Genomic DNA, 23,664 nt, shown 5'->3' with positions numbered 1-23,664 from the left:
CGCGTGGCGTACGCGATGGCCGTATCCCTGAGCCCTCCCGAGGATTAACGTGAGATCAACTTCTCGACCCGGTCCACCTCGCCCGGGTCTGTCCAAAAGGGAGCGAGATGCTCAGGAAATCACGATGGCTACTGGCCGTCGCCGTCACGGCCACGGCGCTCGGCGCCGTGCCGGGCGGGCCGGCGCTGGCCGATCCCAGCGGTCCGGTGTCCACGGGCGCGACCGGCGCCCCGGTCGGCGAACAGACACACACCGTCACGTTGCTCACCGGCGACGTGGTGACCGTACGCGGCACCGGGCACGGGTGCCCGCAGGCGTCGGTCGAGCCGGCCAGGCCGAACACGGTGATCCACCAGTCGTGCGGGCCGGACGGGCACCTGCACGTCGTACCGGCCAGCGTGGCGTCGAAGATCGGTCCAGTGCTCGACCCGGACCTGTTCGACGTGACGGCGCTGATCGCCGACGGGTACGACGACGAGAAGACCGCATCGCTCCCGGTGATCGTGCAGCCGGCCACCAGGGCCGCCCGGGTCGCCGCCCTGGACGGCGTCGTGGACCTGCCGATCCTCGACGCGGTGGCCGGTCACGTACCGAAGAAGGGCCCGGCCACCGCGAAGCTGGCCACCAACTCGCTGCTGGCCGGCGCGAAGAAGGTGTGGCTGGACCGCAAGGTCCGCGCCACCGGGCTGACCGCGGCCGCCCCGACCGCTGGGGCGACGACCGGGGCCGGCAAGGGTCCCCGCGGTGACCTCGACTGGAACCTGACCCAGATCGCCGCACCGGACGCCTGGAAGGCCGGCTACACCGGCACGGGCGTCCGGGTCGCCGTGCTCGACTCCGGCGCGGACTTCACCCATCCCGACCTCGCCGGCCGGGTCGTGGAGAAGGCCGACTTCACCGTCGAGGGCGGCGACGCCGTCGACCACCTCGGCCACGGTACCCACGTCGCGGCGACCATCGCCGGCTCGGGTGCGGCGGCCAACGGGCAGCGGCGCGGTGTGGCGCCGGACGCGCGGCTGGTCATCGGGAAGGTCCTCGACGACAACGGTTTCGGCGACGACTCGCAGATCATCCGCGCGGTCGAGTGGGCCGCGCAGCGGGCCGACGTCGTCAACATGAGCCTCGGCGGCGAGGCGCCGGACGACGGCAACGACCCGCTGGCGCTGGCCGTCGACCGAGCCAGCCGCGAGCACGGTGCGCTGTTCGTCATCTCCTCCGGCAACAGCGGCGGTGCGCCGTCCGCGCCGGGATCGGCCGCCACCGCCCTGACCGTGGGCGCCGTGGACCGGAACGGCGAACTGGCCGACTTCTCCAGCCGGGGACCGCTGGTCGGCAGCAACGTGGCGAAGCCGGAGCTGGTGGCGCCCGGCGTGGACATCGTGGCCGCCCGGGCGGCGGGAACCAACCTCCAGGACCCGATCGACCGGTACTACGAGGGACTGACCGGCACGTCCATGGCCTCCCCGCACGTGGCCGGCGCCGCCGCGCTGCTCGTGCAGCGGCACCCGGACTGGAACGCCGACCGGCTCAAGGCCGCCATCGTGGGCGCCGCGGACCCCATGACCGGTGTCGACCCGTACGCCGTCGGGGCCGGCCGGCTCAACGCCGCCCGCGCCCTGTCCGGCGTGGTGAGCAACCAGCCCGTGGTCAACCTCGGGACGTTCGCCTACCCGCAGGCCGGCGTCGCCGAGGCGGCGCTCTCGTGGACGGGCGAGCCGACCCCGGCCACCGTCGCCCTCGACCTGGACGTGACCGCCGTGAACCACGACGGCACCGCCGCACCGCGCGGCGCGGTCACCCTCGCCGCGAGCCGCGTGACGCTCAAACGCGGCGGCACCGCCGGCACCACGCTGCGGATCAACCGGGCGGCGCTGGCCGGCAGCCCGGGCTACTACCTGGCCACCGTCACCGCCCGCACCACCGGGCATCGGCGCGCCGTCACCACCCCCGTCGCCTTCTACGTCGAGCCGCGCAGCTTCGACCTGACGGTGCGGACGAAGCCGATGGCTGGCACGCCGGAGGGCGCGGACAACTGGGTCGGCGTCTCGGTGACCAACCTCGACGACCCGTACGTCTCCGCCGGGGGCGGATTCGGCCAGGCGGGCGAGACCGTGACGGTGCGGGTGGCAGCGGGCCGGTACGCGGTGACCGCCGGGTACACCTCGTACGACCCGCTGACCGACGTGCAGCAGGGCGCGTACGTCGGCGAGACGGACGTCGCGATCAGTGGCGCCCGGAGCATCACCCTCGACCCGGCGGCGGCTCGACCGGTGACGGCGACCGTCGACGGGGCGCCCACCACGGCGGTCCTCACCTCGTTCGTGCTCCAGCAGACCACGAAGAACGGCCTGTCCTGGTGGAACAGCGTCACCGGTCTCGGCGGCGGCGCGAGGGTGGCCGTGTCACCGCTGCGTAAGCCCGGTGTCGGATCGCTGCGGGCGTACGCGGCCTTCTTCCTCCAGTCGCCACAGGGCGCGGCAGACCCCTACGAATACGACCTGGCCCACGAGTACACCGGCGGCGTTCCGGCCGACCCCTCGTACCGCGTGAGCAGCGCCGAGCGGGCGAAGCTGGCGCGCGTCGACGAGCGGTTCAACCAGATGGACTCGCCGGAGATGTTCACCTCGCTGCGGCGTTACCTGTTCGCGTCCGACGGGCTGTACCTGACGCAGTTGCGCACGTTCGGCCTGCCGACCAACCGCAGGTCCTACCTGTCGCCGGACTTCCTCTACATGGACGAGGGCGTCTACGGGGGCCTGCCCGCCCAGGAGCAGATGCGCAGCTACGAGGCGGGTAGCCGGCAGACCAGGATCTGGGCGCGGCAGCCGCTGCACTCCGACTGGGTCGACGGGATCGTGACCACTGGCGACGCGTTGCCGTGCGCCACCGCTCCGTCCCGGACGCGGGGCAACCTGCACCTCGACATGGTGATGCTCACCGACCAGCACGGCCGCGCCGACTGCCTCCAGGGCGGGTCGATCGGGATCAACCGGAAGCTCTCGCTCTACCGGAACGGCACGCTCGTCGAGGAGCTGAACGCCTCACGGGCCGACGTCACGGTGCCGCAGCAGGCGGCGGACTACCGGCTGACCCTCGACGTCGAGACGGGCCTCATCCTGCCCATCTCGACGAAGGTCACCACCTCGTGGACGTTCCGCTCGGCCGGCCCGACCGGTACCGGAAGCGTACCGTTGCCGCTGCTCGCGGTCGACTACGCGCTGCCGATGGACACCGGGAACCACATCATCGGCGGGACCGGCGAGTTCGCGGTCCGGCAGGCCCGGGGCGTGCCCGCGCAGAAGGTGACCTCGTTCCAGGTGTGGACGTCGACCGACGACGGCGCGACGTGGAAGGCCGCCCGAGCTACCCGGGACGGCGGCACCTACCGCGTCGAGCTGCCGTCGCCCGCGGCGGGTCAGGCCGTCTCCCTGAGGGTGAAGGCCGAGGGCAGCGGCGGCAGCGGCATCGACCAGACCATCATCCGGGCCTACAAGGCCGGCTGATCGTCGGACGAACAGTTGCGGCCCCGGCACGACGTGCCGGGGCCGCAACCGTCGTCCGGCCGGTCAGGCCTTCTTGCAGGAGCTGAGCACGCCGACCACGCCGACGCCCGTGGGCTTCAGCGGCAGCTTCGTCGACGCCGCCGGGCACGTCGGGACGGTGAGGTCGTAGACCCCCCGGCCGAACGTCGCGGCGGTGAGCTGGCGGCTCGGCTCGTGGTAGCGCAGGTACATGATCGCCGCCTGCGGCAGGTTCCCGCCCAGCGCGGCCCACTCGCCGCCGTTCCACGCCGACATGAACACTCCGACGTCCGTGCCGACCAACAGCAGCCCGTCGGCGGTCGGAACGACGAAGTTCACCGGCGCGTCCGGCAGGCCCCGGCCGATGTCGCTCCAGGTACGGCCACCGTCGCGGGTGATCATCACGTGCGGGCGGTCGCTGCCGGAGCGGAACCCGGAGAACGTGGCGTACGCGATGTTCTCGTCGGTCGGGTGCACAGCCACCCGGGTCACCCAGGTGCCGGGCAACTGCGCCTGGTCGACCCGGTTCCACGTGCCGCCGAGGTCGTCGGTCCACCACAGCCGCCCGTCGTCGGTGCCGACGTACAGCTTGTTCCCGTCGGTAGGTGCCGCCGCGATCGTGGTGATGGTGCCCCACGGGTAGCCGTTCGGGTCGTTGGGCCCGCCGCCGGTGAGGTCGGGGCTGATCGGCGTCCAGGTGCGACCGTTGTCCGTCGACCGGTTCACGATGTTGCCGGCGTAGTACATGACGTTCGGGTCGCTCGGGTCGAACTGCAACGGGGTCAGCCAGTTGCGCCGGTCCGACGTGGTCTGCCCGGAGCCGATGTTCTGCCGCGGTGCCGCGCCGGAGTTCTCCGACCGGTAGCACGAGCCGTACTGGCTGCACCCGAAGACGATGTTCGGCTGCTCCGGGTGGATGATCACCTGGAGGCCGTCACCGCAGCCGATGGCGGTCCACGGGCCACCGACGCCGGTGTACCCGCGGTTGCAGCCGTTGTCCTGGGCGCCGCCCACCTTCAGCAGCGGGTCGGTCTCCGCGACGTCCACCGTGTAGAACTGGGTGTACGGCTCGTACGTCGACTTGACCCAGCCGCTCGCGCCGTTGGCCTGGGAGCGGTAGAAGCCGCCGTCGTTGCCGAGGTAGACCCGGCCCGGGGCCTTCGGGTCCCAGCGCATCGCGTGCTGATCGGCGTGCACGCCGCTCACTGAGGAGAAGCTCTGCGCGCCGTTGGTGGACCGCATCAGGTTCACGCCGGTCAGGAAGACGTGGTCGGCGTTGGCGGGGTCGACGAAGAGCTTGCCGAACCACCAGCTGAACGTGGACTGCGACGCCTGACCGGCAGTGACCGGCGTCTGCGTCCAGGTGTCGCCGCCGTTGTCGGAGCGGTAGAAGGCGCGGAACGGGCCGAGCGCCGTCCCGACGTATGCGTAGAGCCGCTGCGGGTCGTTCGGGGCGAGCGCGAGGCCCCAGCGGCCCTGGTCGGCGTCGGTGGGCAGGCCGTTGGTCATTCGCTGCCAGCTCTGCCCGCCGTCGTCGGAGCGCCAGAGGCTCGACCCGGGGCCGCCGTAGGTGCGCTGGTGCGGCTCGCGCAGGTGGTCCCACATGGCGGCGTAGACCCGGCGAGGGTTGCTCGGGTCGAGGACGACCTCGGTGGCGCCGGTGGTGGCGTTCGGCGGGGCGAGGACCTGCCGCCAGCTGTTCCCGCCGTTGTCGGAGAGGTAGACGCCGCGTTCGCCGCCGGGGACGAAGAGGTTGCCGCTGGCGGCGGCGAAGATGCGGTTCTCGTTGCTCGGGTCGATGGCGAAGCGGGCGATGGCGTGGCTGTTCTTGAGGCCGACGTGGCGCCACGTCTTGCCGCGGTCGGTGGAGCGGTAGATGCCGTCGCCGCCGAAGGTGATCGAGCCGCCGCCGGGCTGGGCCTCGCCGGTGCCGGCGAGCAGGACGCCGCTGCTGGTCATGGCGACCGCGCCCATGCTCTGCGTCCAGCCGTCGGGCCAGGCGGTCTCAAACGTCGCGCCAGCGTCCCGGGACTTCCAGACGCCGCCGGAGGCGGCGGCGATGAAGACCTGGTCCGGCACCTGCGGGTCGACGGCGATGTCGACGACCCGTCCGCCGATGTTGCTGGGGCCGAAGAAGTTCCACTCCCGCTCGGCCAGGTGCCGGTACGCCTTGCGGGTGCGCTCGGCGAGCTGGTCGGCCTCGCCGCGCGCCTTCGTGTACTTGGCGGTGGAGAGATCGGTGCTGCCGTCGCTCATCCGCTGGGCGGTCATCCACTCGTCGGGTAGTTCCATCGGCCCGGTGGGGGTGCTGGTGGCCAGCGATTCCGGGACGGGACGGGGGGTCGAGGAGGCGGTCAATGCGACCCCGGCGACCAAGGCCAGGGCCGCCGTCATCGCGAGGCCGCGATAACGTCGGACGTGCGTGAGGTTCATTCGGGTCTCCTGTGCGCGCGTCGTGACGACCAGGAAGCGGTCTCCAACCGTGCACGTTAGACAGCCGAGTGAGCTGCGTCACCGAGCATCTGTCGGGACTCCCACCGGCCGCTTAGGACACCTGTCGAGCCTGGTCGATGGATCCGGTCCAGAGAGGGCGCCGTCGGGCGATCGCCCCGAGCCGACAGGGCGCTACTGGCGTCCCTCGCCCCGGAACTCGGGCAGGCCCGCGTCCTCCGAGTCCGGCCCCACGACGGCGGTCAGCGTCGTCCCGTCCGCGCAGAGCGCGGTGGCCCGCAGGTACGTCCGGTGCTGCTGCGCCCGCATCAGCACCTCGGCCTCGAAGACCTCGTCCTCGGCGCGCAGCAGCTCGATGTCGGTCCGCTGCTCGTAGTGGGCGCGCACGTCCAGCGGGGTCATCCGGACGGTGGCCTCCACGGTGGTCAGCGCGCCCTGCTCGACCACCGAGGTGACCCGCGCGTCGTCGGGCAGCAGCAAACCGGTGACCGTGCCGTCGACCTCGGCGTCGGCGTCCAGTGGCACCCGGTCGCAGCTGGGCAGGTTCGCAAGCATCCCCGACGCCCGGCCCTGGCCGGCGTCCGTCCCCCCGTCGGTGCCGCCGCAGGCGGCGAGCACCAGGGGGAGCGTGGCGGTGACGGCGAGCATCCGGAGTCTCACCGCCGCAGCATGGCACGCTCAGCGCAGCACGCGCCAGCGTCGCACCACGAGCAGCAGGGCGGTGATGACGGCGGCCGTGGCCACCATGAGCACTGTCGTGATGAGCGCCCCGTAGGCGAAGCCGGAGAACTCGAAGGCCTGGTCGAAGATGTAGACAGGCAGGTAGAGGGTGGCGTTGGCGGGCCGCCCGTCGGTGAGGATGTACGCCGGCACGAAGTTGACCTGGAGGGTCAGGATCGTGTCGCGGACGGCGAGGAGCAGCAGCACCGGCGCGAGCAGCGGCAGGGTGAGCCGGCGTAGCTGCCCGAACGGGCCACAGCCCTCCAGGACCGCCGCCTCGTAGAGTCGGCCGTCCAGCATCCGCCGGGCGGCGAGCACCACGATGAAACCCTCCCCGATCGGGAAGGCGAGCATGAGCGCCACCGCCACCCGGGCGGTGGCGGGGTCGGAGAGCCAGGTGAAGCCGGGATGGCCGACGAGCCCGAGCACCTGGTTGAGCGGGCCGTACAGCGGGTTGAGCACCCAGAGGAAGAGCACCGCGAGCGCGACGTCGGGGATGACCGTCGGCAGGTACACGGCGACCCGGAACCAGCGGCCGCCCGGCCTGGGCGCGGCGAGCAGCAGGCCGAGCCCGACGGCGGCCAGCAGCCGCAGCGGTACGGCCAGCGCCAGGTGGAACGCCGACGCCCGCACGCTGTCGAGCAGGAACTCGTCGGAGAGCAGCCGGCGGAGGTTCGCCAGGCCCACGAACTGCGGATCGCGGGTGAGCCCCGTGTGGTCGGTGAACGCGTAGCCGAGGGTGAGCAGACCGGGCAGCACGATCAGCAGCCCGACGGCGACGGCGTACGGAGCGAGGAACGCCCACGCGGTCAGTGCCGGGCGGGCCCGGCCGGAGGTCACCGTCGCCGCCCGGTCTCGGCGTCGAAGCGGTGCAGGCGGGCCGGATCGGGCCGCAGCCGCACCCGCTCGCCCGTTCCGACGCCGGGTCGGGGGCCGGTGCGCACCGTCAACCGGGTGCCGTCGGCGCAGCGGGTCAGCAGGATGGTCTCGCTGCCCAGGGCCTCCACCGCCTCGACGGTGGCCTCGACCGGCCCGTCCGCGCCGAGGGCCAGATCCTCGGGGCGTACCCCGAGGATCAGGCCGGCGGTGCCGCCGAGCACGCCGCTGCCGGGGACCAGGTTCATGGGCGGGCTGCCCAGGAAACCGGCCACGAACGTGTCGGCCGGCTCGTCGTACACCTGCTGCGGTGGCCCGACCTGCCGGACGCGGCCACCGTCGAGGACGGCGACCCGGTCGCCGAGGGTCATGGCCTCCGCCTGGTCGTGCGTGACGTGGACGGTCGTGGTGCCGAGGTCGCGGTGCAGGGCGAGCAGCTCGGCGCGGGTGGCGAACCGCAACGGCGCGTCCAGGCTGGCCAGTGGTTCGTCGAGCAGGTGGACGGCCGGCTCGCGCAGCAGGGCGCGGGCCAGGGCGACCCGCTGGCGTTGCCCGCCGGAGGTCTGGTCGGGGTACCGGTCGAGCAGGTCGGCGATGCCCAGCCGGTCGGCCGCCGCCCGGGCCCGCCGCCGCGCCTCGTCACGGGGGACGCGCCGCACCCGCAACCCGAACAGCAGGTTGTCGAGGACGGTCAGGTGCGGGTAGAGGGCGTAGTCCTGGAAGACCATGGCCACCGACCGCCGGTGCGGCGGCACCCGGCCCACGTCCTGCCCGTCGACGAGGATCCGGCCGCGGTCCGGCCGGTCCAGCCCGGCGATCAACCGCAGGACGGTGGACTTGCCGGAACCCGACGGGCCGACGAGCGTCAGCAACTCGCCGGCCCGCACCTCCAGGTCGACCTCGTCGAGGGCGACGACCCGCCCGTAGCGGCGGGTCAGCGATTCCAGCCGGATGGCGCCGCGTTCACCCACCGGCACCGACCGGAAGCGTGAACAGCGGGCGGATCTTCTCCTCCAGTTGTCGCAGCCCCTCCTCGCGGCCGACGCGGCCGTAGAAGACCTCTTCGAGCAGGCTGTCGGCCTCGCGCTCCACCCGCGACCAGGTGCCGGTGCGCGGGGTGGCCCGCAGGTGCGGCTCGGCGTCGAGGTACACCTGCGACGACCGTGGGGGCTTCGCGGGGTCGAGGAACGCGGGGGAGTTGGCGACGTCGAGGCGCGACGGCACGGTACGGCCGGAACCGGCGAGGATCTGCTGGCCCTGCTGGCCCATGGCGAACTCGATGAACCGCCACGCGCCGTCGTGGTCGGGCCGGCCGGCGCTCATGCAGTACGCGTCGCTGTGCAGAATCGACGCCGGCACGCCGCCCGGTGCGACGGGCAGCGGCGCGGCGTCCCACGTGAAGCCGTCGATGGTGCGCAGCGTGGGCACGGCGACCCGGCTGTTGAGGTACATGCCGAGCGTGCCGCGCAGGAACCGGGCCTCGCTCGACTCGCTCTGCTCCTCGGCGTCCGGCGGCACGACGTGGTGCTTCAGTTGCAGATCGAGGAACCAGTCGACGGCGCTGCGGGTGGGCGGGTCGCCGGTAAGGGTGAGGGCCGTGGGTCGGGCCGGGTCGTCGACCAGGTCGCCGCGGTTGGACCAGACGAACGGCGCGAGCCGCGGGATCGACGGCTCGACGCCCACCCCGTACCGCCCGTCGCGGGTCAGGGCGCGGGCGGCGGCGAGGAAGTCGTCCCAGGTCCAGCCGGCCTTCGGCAGCGGTACGCCCGCCGCGGCGAACAGGTCGGCGTTGTAGTACACGACCAGGGAGGACATGTTCTGCGGCAGGCAGGTCAGCGTCTTGCCGTCGAACCGGAACGCGTCCAGGGCCCGGGGGCTGAAGTCCTTCTCGTCGAGCGCGGAGCTGCGGTCCAGGTACGACTGCACCGGCTCGATGGCCTGCTGGGCGGCGAACTGGCCGTAGCGGCGGTAGTTCAGCAGGAACACGTCGGGTGGCTGCCCGCCGGCGAACGCGGTGGTCAGCCGGGCCATCAGCTCGTCCTGGGTGGCGACCGGGGAGAGCGTGACGGCGACGTCCGGGTGGGCCCCTTCGAACGCGTCGACCAGGCTGCGGTAGCCCGCGATCTCCTCGGCATCGCCGAAGAGCACGACGGTGATCCCCGAGTCGTCGTCCGCCCCGCCGCCGCTGTCGCAGGCTGCGGCGGGGCCGAGCAGCAGCGCGGCGGTGACCAGTGCGAGGCACCGGCGGAATCGGCTCACCTACGACCTCCAGATCTCAGTGCCGCCAGCGGATCGTCGTTGAGCAGGATCCGCTGGGCGAGCAGGAACACCACGACGCACGGCGCGGTCGCCACGACGCAGCCGGCCATCAGCAGCGGCCAGTCCGTCGGGTTCAGCAGCCGCAGGAACTGCAACCCCAGGGGGTACGTGTAGCGGTCGCCGCTGTGCAGGTACAGCAGCGGGTCGATCAGGTTGGACCAGTGGAACGTGAACGCCAGCACGGCGACCGCCAGCGTGGCCGGGCGCACCTGCGGCAGCGCCACCCGACGCCAGACCGTCAGCCACCCGGCCCCCTCCAACCGGGCGGCTCCGATCTGGCTGTCCGGTACGCCGCCGAAGCTCCACACGTACAGCAGCACGAGGAACGGACTGCCCGCGAGGACCGCCGGGGCCAGCAGCGGCACGTACGTGTCGACCACGCCGACCAGCCGGAACAGCTCGAAGCGGGTGGCCCAGACGGCGGTGACCGGCACGAGCAGCACCGCGAGCAGGGCGAGGACCGCCCGGCGGCGGGCCGGCGGCGGGAGCAGCCGCACCCCGAAGCCGGTGAGCGAGGCGACGAGCACGGTCACCGGTACGGCCACCGCGACGACCAGCGCGGAGTTCGCCAGGTAGCGGAAGAGCGGGATCAGCTCCGGCAGCCGGGCGTACGCGGCCAGGGTCGGCTCGGGCGGGAGCAGTTCGAGCGTGCGGGGCGGCGGCCGGCCGGCGGGGCGGAGCGAACCCACCAGCATGAACCACAGCGGGGCGGCGAAGAGCGCCGCGACCAGTGCCGGCACGACAAACCGCCCGACGAACCGCGGTATCGCGGCTGGGCGTGTGGGCCGCACGTCCCGCCTCTCCCGCCCCCGGCGAACCGGGTCGGCGCGTATCGTCCGGGTCGTCGCCGCCGGGTGGGCCCGCGACTGGCGGCCCGCCGGGCGGTTTCCGGTGGTGCGGCCGAACCTATGACCGGGCGGTCGTCACGTCATCGGGCACCTGTTGGAATCGGGCGGCCACCGGTCCTACGCCTGTCGCAGCGGGTCACCTCGGGCGTCGGGTCGCGCGGCCGGCCGTCCGCCGCTACGCCCCGTAGCGCCGCATGCGACAGACGTAGGAGACGGAGCCGCTGCCGTCCCGCACCTGTCCGATGACCGCTCGCGATCCGATTCCTAGGGTTCGGTGCATCTGCCGCACCGCCGGTCCACCGTCCCCGTCCGGGCGGCCTGGTCTCACGGCCGGTGCCGGACCAGGGGAGGAGCACATGCGAACCACGAGGAGCTGGTGGCGAGCATCGGTGGTGGTCGTGACGGCCGTCGCGGTGGGTCTGCCTGCGGCCGCCGCGACCGCGCAGCCGGCCGCGCACCGTCTCGAGCCGGTCATTGAGAACGGAGTCACCCAACCGGTGTTCGGGTACGCCGACGCGATCCGCGAGCGGGTATTCGTCACCTCCGACGTCGACACCGACGGTGACGGTGCTCTCGACGTCGTGTCCATGGACATCATCCGGCCCAAGGCCAGTGACGACGGGCTGCGCGTGCCGGTGATCATGGACGCCAGCCCGTACTACTCGACGGTGTGCCGCGGCAACGAGAGCGAGTGCAAGCAGGACGCCGACGGCGACGGGCTCAACGACAAGTGGCCGCTGTTCTACGACAACTACTTCGTACCGCGCGGCTACGCGGTGATCCTGCTCGACATGATCGGCACCAACCACTCCACGGGCTGCCCGGTCACCGGCGGCACGGCCGACAACATCAGCGCGCCGACCGCGATCGACTGGCTCAACGGGCGCCGCGCCGGCCGTACCGCCGACGGCCAGCGGGTCGTGGCCGACTGGCACAACGGCAAGACCGGCATGATCGGCAAGTCGTACGACGGGACCCTGGCCAACGCGGCCGCCGCCACCGGTGTGGAGGGCCTCGCCACGATCGTCCCGATCTCGGCCATCTCCAGCTGGTACGACTACTCGCGGAGCAACGGCCTGGTCACCCGGGCCAACAACTACTCGGGCAGCCTCTCCAACACCGTCACCAACCCCGACCGCCGCGCGTACTGCGCGCCGGTACGTAGCCAGCTCGGCGTGGACGGCGACGACGTCACCGGCGACTACAACGACTTCTGGGCCGAGCGGGACTACGTGCCGCACGCCGACCGGGTCCGCGCCAGCGTCTTCGTGGTCCACGGCATCAACGACGACAACGTCCGGCCGGACCACTTCAGCAAGTGGTGGGACGCGCTGGCGGAGGAGGGCGTGGCCCGCAAGCTCTGGATGACCGGCACGGGTCACGTCGACCCGTTCGACTTCCGCCGGGGCGAGTGGGTGGACACCCTGCACCGCTGGTTCGACTACTGGCTGTACGGCGTCGAGAACGACATCATGAAGGAGCCCCGCGTCGACATCGAGCGGGCGCCGGACGTGTGGGAGACCCACCGCGACTGGCCGATCCCGGGCACCCGGCCCACGCAGGTGTTCCTGCAGCCCGGCGCCGAGGGCGCGGCCGGTGCCCTGTCCGTCCAGCCGTCGAAGGGCAAGGCGTCCCGGACCTTCCAGGACACCCCCTCGATGAGCCAGACCAACGCGATCCGGCACCCGTCGGACCCGCAGGCGAACACCGCCAACCGGCTGGTGTTCCTCTCCGAGCCGCTGCGCGAGTCGCTGCACATCTCCGGCACGCCGGTCGTGAAGATCAAGGCATCGGTGAACGGCGAGGACACCAGCTTCGCCGGCCTGCTCGTGGACTACGGCACCAAGGAACGCTTCGGCACGGCCGGCGACGGCATCCGGACGCTGACCGAGGAGGACTGCTGGGGTGAGACGGCCACCTGGGGCGGGTTCGCCGAGGACGCCTGCTACCGGCAGACCGCCAAGAACGTGGCCACCGACCCGCAGGCGCTCGTCACCAAGGGCATCCGCGACGGCCTGAACCTCCGTTCGCTCAGCCAGTCGACCCCGCTGGTGCCGGGCGAGAAGAACGCGGTCGACGTGCCGCTGCTACCCGAGGACTACGTCTTCGACGCCGGCCACCAGATCGGTGTGGTCCTGCTCGGCTCGTACTCCGGCTACAGCAGCCGGGCCAAGCAGAACCAGGCGCAGATCACCGTCCACTTCGACAGCAGCCGGATCGAGCTGCCGGTCGTGGGCGGTCGCAAGGCCGCCGAGGCGGCCGGCCTGTAACGACAGGTCAGCGGCCCGGATCACGGCGGGCGGGGCGACGCGATCGCCCCGCCCGTCGTCGTCTCCGTCGAACGGGGTGAGCCGGCCGTGCCGGCGGTGGTTGAGTGGGGGCATGACCGGCATCGAGGACGTGGTCCATGCGCTGCTGTTCCGACGTCCCTCGGAACCACCGCCCGCCGTGAGTGTCGAGCGGCTCGCCGACGGCGCGTTCCACGTCGACCACCACGACCCTGATCACGTCTACCTGCTCACGGTGCGCCAGGTTCCGCGGGTCCCGCTTCCGGTCGAGGGCCCGACCGAGGTCGGCGAGGTCGACGGGGTACGGGCCCACCTCGTGAGGGTCGCGCTGGCCAACCACGTCGAGGTGACGATCGACGCCGAGCAGGGGCCGGCGCGGGAGACGGCGTCGCGCGACTTCCTGATCCGGTACGAGGAGTGGGGCCGGCGCGCCGACAGGGATCCGCCACCGCCGTGGCCCGCGGAGCGGTTCACGCGACTGGTTCCCGGGCTGTCCGACGACACGGGCACGGCCTACCGCCTGGCCTCCGGGCAGGCCGGCGGAACGGGGACCGAGTGGGAGGTGCGGTGGTCGTTCCTTCCCACCCCGCCCCCGGCCGCCCGGCGGCTGACGCTCCGGTTCTCGCCGGGCGGCGGGGAGGCCGTGACGATCGACGTCCCGCTGCCGCCCCCGCGCTGACGGTACGGCGGCCTCCGGGTCGTCAGGAGTCGCCGCCGGCGGAGACGCGCCCGTGGCGTCGTCGTTGCATCTCGATGATCTGCTCCGGCGTCAGTTGGTCGCGCAACGCCCTGCGACGCTCGACCATCTCGGCCAGCTGCTGCGGGGAGAGCTGCGCCGCCATCCGGCGACGGTGCTCGGCCATCCTCTCCAGTTCCTCGGGCGTGTAGGTGTGTTCCACGGCGGTCATCACCTCGATGAGTTGGACCAGTACGGATGCGGACGGTTCGGCGGCGGCGTCGTCGAGCGCGTCCAGAACGCCGAGCAGGCTGGTCCGCAGTCGCTGCGCCCGCGCGACGCGGTCCTCGGCCTGGTCGAGTTGCCGCCGCACGAGTTCCCGGACGTCCAGGTCGGCGTCGTCGAGCAGGAGCCGGATCTGGGCGAGCGAGAAGCCGAACCCGCGCAGCGCGGTGACCCGGTGCAGCCGCCGTACGTCGCTCGGCGTGTACCGGCGGTGCCCCGCGCTGGTACGCAGCGTCGGGACCAGCAGGCCGACCTCGTCGTAGTGGTGCAGGGCGCGGACCGTCAGGCCGGTGACGGCGGCGAGTTCTCCGACGCTCCACGTCCGGTTTCCGGTGGCCGGCGGCCGCTTGTCAGCGCTCATGCCGACGACGCTAGGTCCTGCCGCCGCGTGAGGTGCAAGGCTCGGCGTCCGCCGCGGCCGCGCCCGGGTCAGTTGCCCCGGCCGCGCCCGGTCAGTCGTCCGGGCGGTACGCGCCCGTGAGCCGGCCCAGCTTCAACGCCAGGTGCAGGCAGAGCCGTTCGTTGCCGTCCTTGAGGTCGGTCTCGGCCAGCTCCTCGATGCGTTGCAGGCGGTAGTAGAGGGTGGTCCGGTGCAGCCGCAGCTGCTCGGCGGTGGCGTGGGCGTTGCCGGCCAGGTCCAGGTAGCGCTCCAGGGTCTGCAACAGCACCGGGTTGGGTTGCTCGCGCAGCAGCCGTTCCAGCCCGGGGTGCACGTCAGCCATGTCGAGTCGCCGGCCCTCGAGGCGGGACAGCACCCGGTAGATGCCCAGACCCGACCAGGAGATCACGCTGCCGAGGGCGGGCAGCCGTACGCCGACCTTGGCGGCCTGCAGCGCCTCGCCGTACGACCCGAAGACCTCGGTGAGGCCCCGCCGCGGCTGCCCGATCCCGACGACCGTGCGCTCCACGGAGCCGAGCCCACGGGCGGCGTGTCGCAGGTTGTCGTCGAGCAGCTTGGCGGCGACCTCGGGGGAGGGGCGCCCGGCACCCCGGCCTCCGGTGAGCAGCAGCACCCCGTGGTCGTCGCGGACCAGGTGCAGCGCCTCCCGGATGCCGATCCAGCGGCGGCTCGTGACCAGCGCCTGCTCCAGCGCGAGGCGGGCGACCTCGTCCGGCGGCCCCCCGTCCGGCGCGACGAGCTGCGCGACCAGGGCGGTGGCGGGCCCGTCGGCGATCATGCCGGCCTCCCGCAGGGCCCGCACCGACCGGTCCCGGGTCGCCTCGCTGTCGGAGAGCAGGGTGCGCGCCGCCTCGATCTCCCGCTGGGAGGCCAGCTCGCCGAGCAGGTTCTCCCGGTAGAGCGCCAGGGACAGCTCGCTCATGAGGCCGGTGGCCGCGATGTCCGCGTCGGCCATCGTGCCGTCCGGGTCGATGAACCAGACGAAGCCCAGTAGCAGGTCCTGGTGGCGGATCGGCACGCACACACGCGGCAGCAGATCCAGTTCGGGCGACGCCGGTGTGCGTACCGGCTCGCGCGCGTCCATGATGCCGGTGTTGCGGAACCACGCCATCACCTCCGGCGTGGTCTGCCGGCGCAGGATCGACGCCCGGCGCACGTCGTCCATCAGCCCGGTGTGCTCGCTGTAGACCACCACCCGCTGGCGCCGGTCCTCGATCAGCGCGGGCCGGCCCGCGTACGCGGCGAGGGCGTCGACGAGGCGTTGCAACTCCCCCTCCATGAGATCCTGCTCGCCTCCTCTCGGGAACGTCCCACCATGGACAGGTACCCCGACGGGGCGGCATCACAAGCCCCCAGGCCTGCCCGTCCGCGGCCACAGAACGATCATGCTGGTCACCATCGACGGCGACAACCGCCTACCGGGTCGTAGCTGCGTTTTCACCGCCGTCGCCGGCCGTTTGCCGGGTCGACATCCGATGACAAGGCCCGAGATCTTCCGATTTGCCGTACACGCTGGCGCGGTGTCCCCCACAGTGGAGCGGTGGCCGAGGTGATGGCATGACCGGGTTGCGGACCGACCTGTACGAGCTGCGGATGGCGGCCAGCTACCTGCGTCGCGGCATGACGGACCGGGCGACGTTCAGCCTCTTCGCTCGCCGCCTGCCGCCCCGACGGGGTTTCCTCGTGGCGGCCGGGCTGGCCGAGGCGCTCACCTTCCTGGAGGAGTTCGCCTTCGAGGCCGACGATCTCGCCTACCTGCGCGACACCGTCGGCTTCGACCGGTCGACGCTCGCGGCGCTGTCGGCACTCCGGTTCACCGGCGACGTCCGGGCCGTGCCGGAGGGGCGGGTGGTGTTCGCCGACGAGCCGTTGCTCGAGGTCACCGCGCCGATCGCCGAGGCGCAGCTGGTGGAGACCGGCGTGCTCAACCTGATCACGTTCCACACCACGATCGCCAGCAAGGCGGCCCGCTGCCGGCTCGCCGCGGGCGGCGCCCAGCTGATCGACTTCGCGTACCGGCGGACCCACGGGATCGAGGCGGGCGCCGCCGTGGCCCGGGCGTCGGCCATCGCCGGCTTCGCCGCCACCAGCGACGTCGAGGCGGCCCGCCGCTACGGGCTCACCCCGTCCGGGACGATGGCCCATTCGTACGTCGAGGCGTTCCTCGACGAGCGGTCCGCGTTCCGGGCGTTCGCGGCCGACTTCCCGACGAACCCGATCTTCCTGGTGGACACGTACGACACGCCCGCCGGTGTGCGGGCGGCGGTCGACGTGATCACCGAGTTGGGCCTCACCGGGCCGCTCGGCGTGCGCCTGGATTCCGGCGACCTCGCGGCGCTGGCCCGGGAGACCCGGGCGATCCTCGACGGCGCCGGGCTGACCGGAGCGCAGATCGTCGCCAGCGGCAGCCTCGACGAGGACGTCATCGCCGCGCTCGTGTCGGCGGGCGCCCCCATCGACGGGTACGGGGTGGGGACGAAGATGGGCGTCTCGTACGACGCGCCGTCGCTGGACAGCGCGTACAAGCTGGTCGCCGTGGGCGACCGGCCGGTGCTCAAGCTGTCGCCGGGCAAGGCTACCCTGCCCGGTCCCAAACAGGTCTTCCGCGACCCCTCCGGCGCCAGCGGGGACGTGGTGGGCCTTCGCGACGAGCCGGCCCCGCGTGGCCGGGAACCCGTGCTCGTGCCGGTCATGCGCGACGGCCGTCGGCTCGACCCGGTCGACCCGGCCGGTGCGGTGCGCGCCGCCCGCAGCCGGTTCGACGCCGACCTGCGCTGGCTGCCCGAGCCGGCGCGGCGGCTCGCCGATCCGGAGTCGCTGGCCGCCACCGTCAGCCCGGCGCTCACCGCCCTGCACGAGCGAGTGGCCGCCGAGGTGCGCCGGGGTGGCACGTACTGACCGCACTGGTCCACCGCGTCGCGGCGAAATCCCGCCGCACGACGGACGAGTCCGCGCTTGACATCTGCCGTCAAGTACTTGACGATTGATGTCAAGTACGGAGGGAGCGGCATGAGACCACGCCACGATCAGCTCGTCGACCAGCTCGTCAGACTGATCGACATCCGACTTCTCGATCCGCTCGAGATCCTGCTCGACGGCCACGACGCGGTCGACCCCCTGCGCGACGTCATCCGGGCGCGCGCCCGGTCGTGGGCCGCCGTGATGGTGGACGGCGACGACCGGGCGGCCGTCGGCGCGATCATGCGGGTGATGGCGACGCTCTACCCCGGGGACGGGCCGTTCGACCCTCCCCTCGACTGGTGGCGCAGCCCGTTGGGCCAGGTCGTGGCGCGACGGGTCGGTCACCCGGCCGCCGAGAAGGTGTCGTACGCCGTGGCCGGCGCGATGCTGGGCATCACCCGCCAAGGCGTCCACGACCTGGCCTCCCGCGGCAAGCTGGCCCGCCATCCCGAGGGGGGCGTGCTCACCGCCTCCGTCCGTGACCGGCTGCTTCAGGAGGGGACCAGAAATGCGTGAGACCGTCGTCAGTTCCGGGTCGGTGCCGATCGCGTGCCGCGACCATGGCGGACCCGGACGCCCGCTGCTGCTCCTGCACGGCGCCGGTGGCAACCTCGCCCACATGACGGCGCTGGCCGCGCATCTGCGGCCGGCGCACCGCGTGGTCGCCGTCGACCTGCGCGGCCACGGGCGATCCGGGGACGGCCCGTGGAGCTGGGACGACGCGCTCGCCGACCTGGAAGCGGTCACCGACGGGCTCGGACTCGACCCTCCTGCCGTGGCCGGCGTCTCCCTCGGCGGGATGCTGGCGGCGCTCTGGGCGCAGCGCCACCCGGAGTGCCCTGGCGCGGTCAGCCTGGACGGGAACCCCACACTGGGCCGCCCGGAGCAACTCGCCGGAATGGACCCGGAGCGGGCGGCCACGGAGCTGGCCAGGCTGAGGGCCGCCTTCGACGGGATCGCCGCCATGCTGGCCGAGCCGCTCGGCGCCGATCAGGTGGCGGCGGCGCTGGCCGCGCAGCGCGCGACGGCCCGACGCTACGGCGCCGCGCCGGACGACTGGGCCGCGGCCTTCGAGCGCAACCTCGTGCCGTGCGACGGCGGCCGCAGCCGGCTGCGGCCCGGGCCGGAGCTGACCGGGCAGCTCCGGGCGGCGATGGAGCGCATCGACCTCCTGCCCGCCTACCGCGACACCCGGTGCCCGCTGCTGCTCGTGCTCGCCACCGAGGACCTGCCCGAACAGCAGGCGTTCCACGAGCTGTACACGGCCTACCGCCGCGCGACCGCGGAGTGTCTCGCCGGTGTGGACAACCCCTCGCTGCGCGTGCTCCACCTCGCCGGCGCGAGCCACGCGATGGTCGCCGAGCGGCCCCGGGAACTCGCCGCCCTCATCACCGACTTCCTCGCCGCTGCCGTTGCCCGACGGGCTTCCCACCGAGGTGAATGGTCGGCTCGCATCGATAGCCGCTGATCGCAGTCGCCCTGTCCGTTCGGCTCAGCTAATCGTCCGCTCGCCGCGCTGACCCCGCCAGTGCCCTCCGTTCGCTGTCAGTTGATCACGGTACGTGATTACATCACCCGCGCCGGCCGGCTACCGCATCAGTGTCGACAAGGGAGCTGGGTTGTGACATCGAAACGTGTACGAGGCCGTCTCGCCGCCACCGCCGTGGTCGCCGCCCTGATCGGGCTTCTTCCCGCGAGCGCTTCCGCCGAGTCCCACGGCCGCACCGACTGGGTGGGCAGCTGGACCGCGGCGGTGGCCGAGCCGCGGACCACCGGTACGTCGGCCACGGGCTTCACGGACACCACGCTGCGGCAGGTCGCGCACCTGTCGATCGGCGGCGACAGCATCCGGGTACGCCTCAGCAACGTCTACGGGAACACTCCGCTGACCGTCGCGGCGGTCACCGTGGCCCCCCGCACCGAGGGCGCGGGCACGCCGCAGGTCGACGCGCGGGCGCTGCGCCCGGTGACGTTCGACGGCCAGCGGTCGGTGAGCATCCCCGCCGGGGTCGAGTGGTGGTCCGACCCGCTGCGGATCCGGGTCGCCGCCGATTCCGACCTCGTCGTGAGCACGTACCTGCCGGGGCCCACCGGCCCGACGACCTGGCACCCGGCCGGCTACGCCACCTCGTTCCGCGCCACGGGCGACGCGACCTCGGACACCGGCGGCGCCTTCGCCCGGCTGGACACCGCGCGGTACTTCCTCTCCGGCGTGGACGTCACCTCGCGGGCGGCCGGGTCGGTGGTCTTCTTCGGCGACTCGATCACCGACGGCGTCGTCTCGACGGTCGACGCGAACCTGCGCTACCCCGACCAGGTCGCCGACCGGCTGCTCCAGCGGCCCGAGGTGCGGCAGTGCGGCGTCCTCAACGCCGGGATCAGCGGCAACCGGCTGCTGTCCAACGCGGGCTCCGCGGGTGACTCCGCGCTCGCCCGGTTCGACCGCGACGTGCTGGGGCAGGCCGGCGTCCGCTCGGTGGTGCTGCTGGAGGGCATCAACGACATCGGCAACAGCCGCGGCGCCCTCGAACCGGAGCAGATCATCGCCGTGTACCGGCAGTTCATCGCGCGGGCGCACCAGGCGGGCATCCGGGTCGTGGGCGCCACCGTCCTGCCGTACGAGGGCGCCGGCTACTACAGCGAGGCCGGCGAGGCCGACCGCCAGGCGGTCAACGAGTGGATCCGCACGTCCGGTGAGTTCGACGCGGTGGTCGACCTCGACGCGGCGACCCGCGACCCGGCCGACCCGGGCCGCCTGAACCCCGCGTACGACTCGGGCGACCACCTGCACCCCGGCGACGTGGGCTTCACGGCCATGGCGCGCGCCGTGGACCTGCGCGACATCTGCTGAGGACGGGAGCTGCCATGAGGAGATCATCGGGGCTTCGGGTCGCCCTCGCGGCCGCGCTCGTGCTGGCCGGGCTCGCCGTACCAGCGCCGGCCGTCGCGGCGACCGGCTCGGCGACGGGTGCCGCGGCCGCCGCCGCGCCCGTTCGGGCCTCCGACGGGGCGTACGTGACGCGGGAGACGGTGGTCGGCCCGCGCCTGGTCGACCTCACGATCGAGTCCCCGGCGCTCGGCGGGACGGCGAACGTGCGACTGCTGACCCCCGACGGATGGGAGCAGCGGCGGCGCGGGGACCGGTGGCCCGTGCTCTACCTGCTGCACGGCTGCTGCGACTCGTACGTGAGCTGGACCCGCTCGACGGACGTCGCCACGATCCCGCAGCTGCGGGACGTCCTCGTCGTCATGCCGGAGGCCGGCGCCGCCGGCTGGTACAGCAACTGGTGGAACGGGGGCAGCGGCGGCGCCCCGGCGTGGGAGACGTTCCACCTCACCGAGGTACGCCAGATCATCGAGCGCGGGTACGGGGCGGGCTCGAAGCGGGCGGTTGCCGGCCTCTCGATGGGCGGCTTCGGGGCGATGTCGTACGCGGCCCGCAACCCCGGCATGTTCCGGGCGGCGGCCTCGTTCAGCGGGGTCGTGCACCCATTGCGGGACGCCTCGTACTGGTTGCCGTTCTTCGGGCGCACCGGCCTGGACCCGTACGCGCTGTGGGGCGACCCGGTGGCGCAGCGGCACATCTGGGCGGCGCACGACCCGTACCACCTCGCGAAGCGGCTGCGCCACACGGCGCTGTTCGTGGCCACCGGTGACGGCACCCCCGGCGGACCGTTCGACCCGCCGGGGGCGACCGACGGCCTGGAGGCGCTCATCCACCAGGAGAACGTCGACTTCGTCGACCGGCTGCGGGAGCGCGGGGTGTCCGTCCAGACCGACTTCTACGGCCCCGGAACGCACAGCTGGCCGTACTGGCAGCGGGAACTGCACCGGGCCCTGCCGATGCTGCTGCGCGCGCTGGGAACGGGGCGGGCGGCGGGGACGGCCCAGGAGTGACCGCCGGGGCGCCCGCCGGTGACCGGTCCGGTCACCGGCGGGCGCCCCCACGCGCCGGCCGGCGCGGGCCACCATGGATCCCTACCGAGTTGTTGCCGGACGCGGGGAGTGGGCGATGGCGGGCACCAGCGACACCGTCGACGTGGTCGTCGTCGGCTGCGGACCGGTCGGTGGGGTGCTCGCCGCGCTCCTCGGCGCCCACGGCGCCACCGTCGTCGTGGTCGACCCGAATCACGAGCCCCACCCGCTGCCGCGCGCCGCGACGCTGGACGCCGAGGTGATGCGGATCCTCGGCCGGGTGCCGGGTCTGCACGACACCGGCCGGTGGGCGGCCACCGTGCGGCGTTCCCGGGTCCTCGGCCCCGACCACCGGCCGCTGTTCACCGTCGACGTCCCGGACCCGGGAGCGGCCGCACCGCAGCCGGCGCTGATCGACCAACCCGAGCTGGAGGCGGCGCTGCGGGCCGGGCTGTCCGCGCTGCCGACCGTCGCGGTGCGCACCGGCCGGTCGGTGGTGGAGATCGAGCAGGGCGACGGCCACGTGCGGGTCGCGCTCGACGACGGCACGCCCGTCCGGGCCGGCTGGGTGGTGGGCTGTGACGGCGCGTCCAGCAGCGTCCGCCGGCTGCTCGACCTGCCGTACGACGGGGTGAGCTTCCCCCAGCCGTGGCTCGTGGTCGACGCCACGACCGGCGCGGACCTCACCGCGCCACCCACCATGTCCTTCGTGCTGGACCCGCGCCGTCCACTGGTGACCATGTCCCGTCCCGGAGCGTACCGCTGGGAGTGGATGCTGCTGCCGGGCGAGGACCCGGAGCGGATGGCCGGCGAGGCGACCGTCCGCGAGCTGATCGGCGCGTGGGTCGACCCCGACGCCGTACGGGTGCGCCGCGCCGCCGTGTTCACCTTCCACGCCCGGGCCGCCGCGCGGTGGCGCCGGGGGCGGGTGCTGCTGGCGGGGGACGCCGCGCACTCGATGCCGCCGTTCGTGGGCCAGGGGCTGGGCAGCGGCATCCGCGACGCCGCGAGCCTCGCCTGGCGGCTCGCGCAGGTCGCGCGGGGGCTCGACGGGGACGACCTGCTCGACGGGTACGAGCGGGAGCGGCGACCCGACGTGCGGGCCACGACCCGGATGGCGCTGCGGGCGGGCCGCGTGGTGCAGAGCCGGAGTCCCGTCGGTTCGGCCCTGCTGCGGGCGGTGCTCCGTACTGCGGGATCGGTGCCGGGGCTGGAGGGGTTCGTGAGCCGGCGCGCCCAGCGGGCCCAACCCGCCCGCCGCCTTCCGCGGGCGGCCGTCGGGTCCCGCCCCGACGCCGGACGGCTCCTGCCCGACGTGCGGGTACGCGTCCGGGGTGGGGACCTGGTCCGGCTCGACGACCTGCTCGGCACCCGGTGGGCCGTCATCGGGTACGGCGTCGATCCGCGATCCGCGATGGACGCCGGGGCACGCGAGTGGGCGGCGGCGCGCGAGGCGGTGATCCTGGCGGTCGCCGTGCCGGGCCGCCCCGTGACGGTCGACGCGGGCTGCGCCGTCGTCGAGGACCCCGCCGGTGCGCTCCGGCCACCGCGACGGGCCGCCGTCACGGTCGTACGGCCGGACCGGTTCCTGCTCGGCACCCTTCCCGTGCCGCTTCGCGGCGGAGACCTGGCCGTGCGTCCGGCCTCCCGGTAAGGTCGGCGCCCTCGCCGATCAGGTGGTCGACCGTCCGGGCGCTGTCGGCGCCACCGGGTCCGTGCACGAGGACGAGCCAGCCCGTGCCAGCCAACCGTGCGGCCACGGCCCGGCCGATGCCCTCCGCGGCGCCGGTGACGAGCGCGATCCTGGGCGTATCGGCCGGTGAGCGGCGGCCGGGGCGGGCAAGCGTGTGCGGTCGGTGATGGTCGTGCGTGGCATCGGTGGTCCTCTGGGCTCCCGGTCAGGCCGCCCGCGCCGGGCCCGAGCCGGCCCCGGCCGAGCAGGCCCGCTGGATCGCCTCGATGCAGGCGCTCGCCAGCTCGGCGGCGGTCAGGTCGTACATGGCGTGGGGATCGATCCGCAGCGCGGCCAGTCGTCCGTCCGGTCGTACGGTGACCTCGACGTACCCGCCGGGATCGGACGCCGTGACGGCCCGCGCGTCGCTGTGGTTGTCCATGATCTGCTCCTTCCGGAACGAGGGCGCGGCAGGCCCGGCCGAACCGGCCGGGACCTGCCGCGGGAGGGTGGAAGGGACGGTTAGCGGCGTCCGTCGCCCGGCCGCGGCGCGCGCCGGTGCGCTGTCTGGACCGCACCTTCCGCCGGCCATGCGAGCCCGGTCGAGGGGCGCCGTATCGAGGGGACCACCGTCGTCCTTTCACCTGGTCGGGCTCCACCTGCCCGACACGACCAGCACACCGCGACCGGCCGGTACGGGACAAGGATCTTCACGCGGCCCGTACGCGCGGG

General features: G+C 73.3%; 19 protein-coding genes. 9 read left to right on the top strand and 10 right to left on the bottom strand.

The window, feature by feature from the left end:
• Window positions 1-107: 107 nt before the first annotated feature.
• Window positions 108-3,503, top strand: a complete 3,396-nt coding sequence (locus D7193_RS30585; protein WP_241563655.1) for a S8 family peptidase — start codon at window positions 108-110, stop codon at window positions 3,501-3,503.
• A 63-nt stretch (window positions 3,504-3,566) separates the two neighbouring features.
• Here the strand turns inward: D7193_RS30585 and D7193_RS30580 are convergent, their stop codons facing one another.
• The 6 genes from D7193_RS30580 to D7193_RS30555 form a co-directional block, all read right to left on the bottom strand.
• Window positions 3,567-5,954, bottom strand: coding sequence for a WD40/YVTN/BNR-like repeat-containing protein (locus tag D7193_RS30580; RefSeq protein WP_241563653.1), 2,388 nt, complete (start codon window positions 5,952-5,954; stop codon window positions 3,567-3,569).
• A gap of 192 nt (window positions 5,955-6,146) precedes the next feature.
• Window positions 6,147-6,632 (bottom strand): hypothetical protein, encoded by a 486-nt coding sequence (locus D7193_RS30575; protein ID WP_147434481.1) that lies wholly within the window; start codon window positions 6,630-6,632, stop codon window positions 6,147-6,149.
• An 18-nt stretch (window positions 6,633-6,650) separates the two neighbouring features.
• On the bottom strand, window positions 6,651-7,532 hold the full coding sequence (locus tag D7193_RS30570; protein ID WP_120783134.1) for a carbohydrate ABC transporter permease: 882 nt from the start codon (window positions 7,530-7,532) through the stop codon (window positions 6,651-6,653).
• Complete coding sequence (locus tag D7193_RS30565) at window positions 7,529-8,539, bottom strand: ABC transporter ATP-binding protein (RefSeq protein WP_120783171.1); 1,011 nt, start codon at window positions 8,537-8,539, stop codon at window positions 7,529-7,531. Before D7193_RS30565 ends, D7193_RS30570 begins: the two co-directional genes overlap by 4 nt.
• Entirely contained in the window at window positions 8,532-9,827 is a 1,296-nt protein-coding gene (locus D7193_RS30560; RefSeq protein ID WP_120783133.1) for an ABC transporter substrate-binding protein, read from the bottom strand. Before D7193_RS30560 ends, D7193_RS30565 begins: the two co-directional genes overlap by 8 nt.
• Window positions 9,824-10,627, bottom strand: a complete 804-nt coding sequence (locus D7193_RS30555) for a carbohydrate ABC transporter permease (RefSeq protein WP_120783132.1) — start codon at window positions 10,625-10,627, stop codon at window positions 9,824-9,826. Before D7193_RS30555 ends, D7193_RS30560 begins: the two co-directional genes overlap by 4 nt.
• Before the next feature lie 464 nt (window positions 10,628-11,091).
• Between D7193_RS30555 and D7193_RS30550 the strand changes: the two genes are divergently transcribed.
• A complete protein-coding gene (locus D7193_RS30550; protein ID WP_120783131.1) occupies window positions 11,092-13,005 on the top strand; it encodes a Xaa-Pro dipeptidyl-peptidase in 1,914 nt (637 codons plus the stop codon).
• Window positions 13,006-13,117: 112 nt separating this feature from the next.
• The gene (locus D7193_RS30545) at window positions 13,118-13,702 is read left to right on the top strand and encodes a hypothetical protein (protein ID WP_120783130.1); all 585 of its coding nucleotides are present in this window, start codon (window positions 13,118-13,120) and stop codon (window positions 13,700-13,702) included.
• 22 nt (window positions 13,703-13,724) lie between these two features.
• Here the strand turns inward: D7193_RS30545 and D7193_RS30540 are convergent, their stop codons facing one another.
• Both D7193_RS30540 and D7193_RS30535 read right to left on the bottom strand, forming a co-directional pair.
• Window positions 13,725-14,345: a MerR family transcriptional regulator gene (locus tag D7193_RS30540; RefSeq protein WP_120783129.1), complete on the bottom strand. Its 621-nt coding sequence runs from the start codon at window positions 14,343-14,345 to the stop codon at window positions 13,725-13,727.
• Window positions 14,346-14,436: 91 nt separating this feature from the next.
• Window positions 14,437-15,663 carry a PucR family transcriptional regulator gene (locus D7193_RS30535; RefSeq protein ID WP_120783128.1) on the bottom strand — a complete coding sequence of 409 codons (1,227 nt, stop codon included), beginning with the start codon at window positions 15,661-15,663 and terminating at the stop codon, window positions 14,437-14,439.
• 278 nt (window positions 15,664-15,941) lie between these two features.
• Between D7193_RS30535 and D7193_RS30530 the strand changes: the two genes are divergently transcribed.
• The 6 genes from D7193_RS30530 (at window position 15,942) to D7193_RS30505 (ending at window position 22,914) form a co-directional block, all read left to right on the top strand.
• Window positions 15,942-17,282 carry a nicotinate phosphoribosyltransferase gene (locus tag D7193_RS30530; protein ID WP_120783127.1) on the top strand — a complete coding sequence of 447 codons (1,341 nt, stop codon included), beginning with the start codon at window positions 15,942-15,944 and terminating at the stop codon, window positions 17,280-17,282.
• A gap of 111 nt (window positions 17,283-17,393) precedes the next feature.
• Window positions 17,394-17,861: a hypothetical protein gene (locus D7193_RS34430; protein WP_120783126.1), complete on the top strand. Its 468-nt coding sequence runs from the start codon at window positions 17,394-17,396 to the stop codon at window positions 17,859-17,861.
• The gene (locus tag D7193_RS30520) at window positions 17,854-18,813 is read left to right on the top strand and encodes an alpha/beta fold hydrolase (protein ID WP_120783125.1); all 960 of its coding nucleotides are present in this window, start codon (window positions 17,854-17,856) and stop codon (window positions 18,811-18,813) included. The genes D7193_RS34430 and D7193_RS30520 overlap by 8 nt, the downstream gene beginning before the upstream one ends.
• A gap of 153 nt (window positions 18,814-18,966) precedes the next feature.
• The gene (locus D7193_RS30515; RefSeq protein ID WP_120783124.1) at window positions 18,967-20,196 is read left to right on the top strand and encodes an SGNH/GDSL hydrolase family protein; all 1,230 of its coding nucleotides are present in this window, start codon (window positions 18,967-18,969) and stop codon (window positions 20,194-20,196) included.
• Window positions 20,197-20,210: 14 nt separating this feature from the next.
• The gene (locus D7193_RS30510) at window positions 20,211-21,242 is read left to right on the top strand and encodes an alpha/beta hydrolase (protein WP_120783123.1); all 1,032 of its coding nucleotides are present in this window, start codon (window positions 20,211-20,213) and stop codon (window positions 21,240-21,242) included.
• A gap of 115 nt (window positions 21,243-21,357) precedes the next feature.
• Entirely contained in the window at window positions 21,358-22,914 is a 1,557-nt protein-coding gene (locus tag D7193_RS30505; RefSeq protein ID WP_120783122.1) for a bifunctional 3-(3-hydroxy-phenyl)propionate/3-hydroxycinnamic acid hydroxylase, read from the top strand.
• On the opposite strand, the gene D7193_RS30500 is transcribed toward D7193_RS30505, so the two are convergent.
• Window positions 22,823-23,062 (bottom strand): SDR family NAD(P)-dependent oxidoreductase, encoded by a 240-nt coding sequence (locus tag D7193_RS30500; protein ID WP_120783121.1) that lies wholly within the window; start codon window positions 23,060-23,062, stop codon window positions 22,823-22,825. The two genes, D7193_RS30505 and D7193_RS30500, sit on opposite strands and share 92 nt — an antisense overlap.
• Before the next feature lie 96 nt (window positions 23,063-23,158).
• Window positions 23,159-23,374: a YbaB/EbfC family nucleoid-associated protein gene (locus tag D7193_RS33600; RefSeq protein ID WP_158674892.1), complete on the bottom strand. Its 216-nt coding sequence runs from the start codon at window positions 23,372-23,374 to the stop codon at window positions 23,159-23,161.
• Window positions 23,375-23,664 lie beyond the last annotated feature (290 nt).

It is taken from the genome of Micromonospora costi, from assembly GCF_003626655.1.
Lineage (GTDB): Bacteria > Actinomycetota > Actinomycetes > Mycobacteriales > Micromonosporaceae > Micromonospora > Micromonospora costi.
Note: the sequence above shows the minus strand (reverse complement) of the source record. Positions and strands in the feature narration are given on the sequence as shown.